The sequence below is a fragment of the Pseudomonadota bacterium genome, assembly GCA_030859565.1.
In the GTDB taxonomy this organism is placed as follows: domain Bacteria; phylum Pseudomonadota; class Gammaproteobacteria; order JACCXJ01; family JACCXJ01; genus USCg-Taylor.
Map to the genome: position 1 here is coordinate 1 of JALZJW010000241.1, position 3,549 is coordinate 3,549.

Annotated in this window: 4 protein-coding genes and 1 pseudogene; 3 read left to right on the forward strand and 2 right to left on the reverse strand. The window is 60.7% G+C overall.

Going from position 1 to position 3,549, the window contains the following annotated elements; translation table 11 throughout:
• Window positions 1-92 precede the first annotated feature (92 nt).
• Together M3436_20085 and M3436_20090 are read left to right on the forward strand one after the other, a co-directional pair.
• The gene (locus M3436_20085) at window positions 93-407 is read left to right on the forward strand and encodes a type II toxin-antitoxin system RelE/ParE family toxin (GenBank protein ID MDQ3566275.1); all 315 of its coding nucleotides are present in this window, start codon (window positions 93-95) and stop codon (window positions 405-407) included.
• 342 nt (window positions 408-749) lie between these two features.
• A pseudogene (locus M3436_20090) lies at window positions 750-1,719 on the forward strand (IS110 family transposase).
• A 123-nt stretch (window positions 1,720-1,842) separates the two neighbouring features.
• On the opposite strand, the gene M3436_20095 reads toward M3436_20090, so the two are convergent.
• Window positions 1,843-2,013: a hypothetical protein gene (locus M3436_20095; protein ID MDQ3566276.1), complete on the reverse strand. Its 171-nt coding sequence runs from the start codon at window positions 2,011-2,013 to the stop codon at window positions 1,843-1,845.
• 21 nt (window positions 2,014-2,034) lie between these two features.
• Here M3436_20095 and M3436_20100 point away from each other — a divergent pair, with 21 nt between their 5' ends.
• Window positions 2,035-2,625 (forward strand): type II toxin-antitoxin system VapC family toxin, encoded by a 591-nt coding sequence (locus M3436_20100; protein ID MDQ3566277.1) that lies wholly within the window; start codon window positions 2,035-2,037, stop codon window positions 2,623-2,625.
• 212 nt (window positions 2,626-2,837) lie between these two features.
• Here M3436_20100 and M3436_20105 read toward each other — a convergent pair.
• Window positions 2,838-3,549: hypothetical protein (locus M3436_20105; GenBank protein ID MDQ3566278.1), on the reverse strand; the 712-nt coding region annotated here is incomplete at its 5' end.

The following is a 3,549-nucleotide window of genomic DNA, read 5'->3' on the forward strand; positions in this document are numbered from 1 at the left end:
AGCGAAATCAGGGCCGGGCTTGCGGCCCTGAAGAGCAAGAAGGCTAAGCTTTATACCCTAGAGGAACTTTTCACTGGCGGTGACTAAGACCGGTGCGCCATCGACTCCGTGCACCGCCCCGGATTGCCGCCCTTATCGGTGGGTTACACCCACAGATCAAGAAGAAGGTCCGCAGCGCGCTTGAGCGGATCCTCTCCAATCCGTTGTGCGGCAAAGCGCTCAAGGATGAGCTTGACGGCCTGCGGAGTTTCCGCGCGGGACGATTTCGCATCGTCTATCGCATCGCGGCGGGTCGTGTGGTCGAACTGGTCGCGATCGGGTCACGTGAGCGGATCTACGAAGAGACGTACCGGCTGATCACCAAAAAGCCTACTCTTCCGGGCCCCATAGTGCATAGTTCGACATAGCCAGTTTATAGGTCGGAACGGCTCCACAGGTTCCGACAAAGCAGCGTCCAATCACCCGATGGCGCCGATTGATCGCACAAAGTCATGCGGTTCATCGGAGCTACCCATGCGTCGGAACCCGAAAAGACGGTTCCGACCTTGTATTATGAATTTGCTGTCAAGCAAATCCTTGGAGAGATCCAAGGCGGGTATCCGGACGCCGTTTCCGCCCTTGAGCGAGAAGCTCGATGCGTAGATTTTGCGCCGGATACTCGATTTTACTCTTGCCAGAAATCGGACAGTATCTTCGGCCCGGACGATCCGGCAGCCTGCATTGACAAGGTGGATTGCGTGAGAGGGTTCATCATGTATACAGTGTTCTATCTCGGGATCGATGTCGCCAAGGCCAAGCTCGATTGTGCGTTGTTGCTGCCTACGGGCAAGTTCAAGAGCAAGGTTGTCGCGAATAGCCCGGAGGGTTTCGTGGGGTTGGCGCAGTGGCTGAAGCAGCACGACGCCGATCATGCGCGGGTCTGCATGGAGGCGACCGGGGTCTATTGGGAAGCCGTCGCCGAGTTTCTCGCCGACGCTGGGTTCCGGGTCTCGGTCGTCAACCCGGCCCAAATCAAAGCCTTTGGCGGTTCGCGCCTTTTGCGCACCAAGACCGACCGGGTCGATGCCCGGCTCATTGCCGAGTTCTGCCAGGCCATGCAGCCCCCGCCCTGGGTGGCCCCCTCGGCCCGCGAGCCAACTGCGCGCGCTCATCGTGCGTCTCGATGCCTTGCAGCGTATGCGTACCCAGGAGGCCAATCGGCTCGGGGTGGCCCGCGAAGCTGTCCGCGAGGGCATCGAACGGCACCTCGCCTGGCTCGAGGAGGAAATCATGGCTGTGACAAAAGCCATTGCAGAGCTCATCGACCAGGACCCGGATTTGCGCCGCAAGCGCGAACTCCTCGACAGTATCCCGGGCCTGGGCGAGCGCACCATCAGCACACTGCTCGCCTTCTACGCCGAGTCCGCGCGCTTTGACAACGCCCGCCAATGCGCGGCCTTCGCCGGCCTTAACCCGCGTCAGCAGCTCTCGGGGAGCAGCGTCCATGGGAAAACCAGGCTCTCCAAGGTGGGGCACCCGCTCTGGCGCAAGGCCCTCTATATGCCGGCAATGGTCACCCTCTACAAAACCACCTGGGGTCGCACCTTCCGGGCGCGCCTGAGCCAAGCCGGAAAGCCGCCCATGCTCATCATCGGCGCCATGATGCGTAAACTCATCCATGTCGCCTACGGGGTATTGAAGTCCGGAAAACCCTTCAACCCAGCGCTTCATGGATGTTGACATGGATAACAGTATCTACGCGGGCTCGCTTGGCAGCGCTGCGTAACCATTCGCTTGATGACACGCCAGCGGTGGGAGAAATCCTCATCTCCGGGAGGCAATGTCCAGAGGGCATGCCTGCGGTCAGGCAGCAACAGCCTCGATCACAAACGGATGGGTCAAACGAAGCGTTCCGATCGCTTCCCGCAGCACGGAGCGCACATCGGCATCGGTGAGAAACGTTTGGCGCCGATAGGTGTTAACGGTGAAGAAATAGCTGCCACCCGGCACATGGGTGCGGCGATAATCAGACACGCGGAATCATAAAGCCAATGAATGGCGCGGACACGCGCCCTACGCTTGCTTAAAGACCATGCTGGCCGAATCAAGGGCGGCGAGACGAACGCGAGTGCAACTGCCGATCTCCAAAGCGTCGGGCGGTACGTTGCCGGGCGTCGACCTGAACCGATCGAGCGATCTGCAGGACCGGATGGAGGAGCCGTGATCCTCCCTGATGTCAACGTCCTCGTTCATGCTTTCCGATCCGACTCTGGCGACCACAATCTTTGTCGAAATTGGCTGGACGGAGTCGTCAACGGCGACTCGCGGTACGGCACCTCTCCGCAAGTGCTGAGCGGCGTCATCCGGGTGACCACTCATCCCAAGATTTTCTCCCGCCCTAGCACTCTCGCCGAAGTCATCGGATTCTGCGAAACCCTTATGACTCAGCCTCATTGCGTACTGATACAGCCCGGATCGCAGCACTGGTCCATCTTCTCACGACTGTGCAAAGATGCTGATGCTCGCGGCAACCTGGTACCTGACGCGTGGTACGCGGCGCTGGCAGTTGAATCGGGCTGCGAGTGGCTAACCTTAGACAGGGACTACGCTCGTTTCTCTGGACTCCAATGGCGCCTTCCGTCATAGCTCATTACTTCTAGTACATCCTCTCGAAGGCACTTGGTTTCCAAGTCCGATCAAAGAACGCTTTGTTCGGACCGTATCATCGCAGGATCACGAAAGAGCGCGCGCGCGTGGCCACCGCATCCGGGAACTCCTATACGCGCTCGCGTAACACGGCCGTATCCATCCGGGAATTATTCGCCGGTATGAATTTACGCAGCATTGCAACAGCTCTCTCACAATACGCCCTCCTGCTCGCCCTTGCGGTTATAAGCAAGCATCCACTCGGCGAGATCTCCTAAGTCCGCCGGGAGGAACCGTTGCCGGAGCCGCTGCAAGCGCTCGCGGTCGCTACTTTCGAGCGGCCTCGTGCTGGGGAGCGCCGCCAGAGTTTGAACGTCCATACACCAGGGATCCCAAGCGAGCCGCGCCTCTTCCCAAAGCCGGCCGACTTGAAGCGCGATCTCGATTCCGGCGGGATCGGGATCGCAGGCGATCCGGGCCGCGGCGGGCAGGAGTGTGATGAGATGCTCTACGCTTTCCAACCACCAGCTCGGAGCGAAACCAGGCACCCACAGCACGGCATCCTCGACGCCTGAGAGGCGGGCGACGCGTTCGAAGCTGGTGCGGTTCTCCACCACGCGCCAATGCCGGATAGCGCCTTCGATGGCGATGCAGCGTTCAATCGTGGCGGGCGTGAGCGCGATGCAATCGGGGACCGCGCGGAGATCGAGCCGCTGCTCGCCCCGACAAAGTGTAAACGGCGCGCGCAACCAGAGCGCCGGTGTGTGCCTCTGCACGCCCAGGCCGGCCAGAACGAACTGTGCATCGAGCCAGTCCCACTCCGCCTCGCTCAGCGACTTGGTGCCGCCGCGCGCATAGAGCGCGAAATCGCGCCGGGTGCCGAAGCGCTGCTCGTCTATCCAGCGATCCAAGGCCCGCAGCAAG

Coding starts and splice junctions, on each gene's coding strand:
- M3436_20100 (MDQ3566277.1), top strand. CDS start 2,035: ATGGCGCGGACACGCGCCCTACGCTTGCTTAAAGACCATGCTGGCCGA.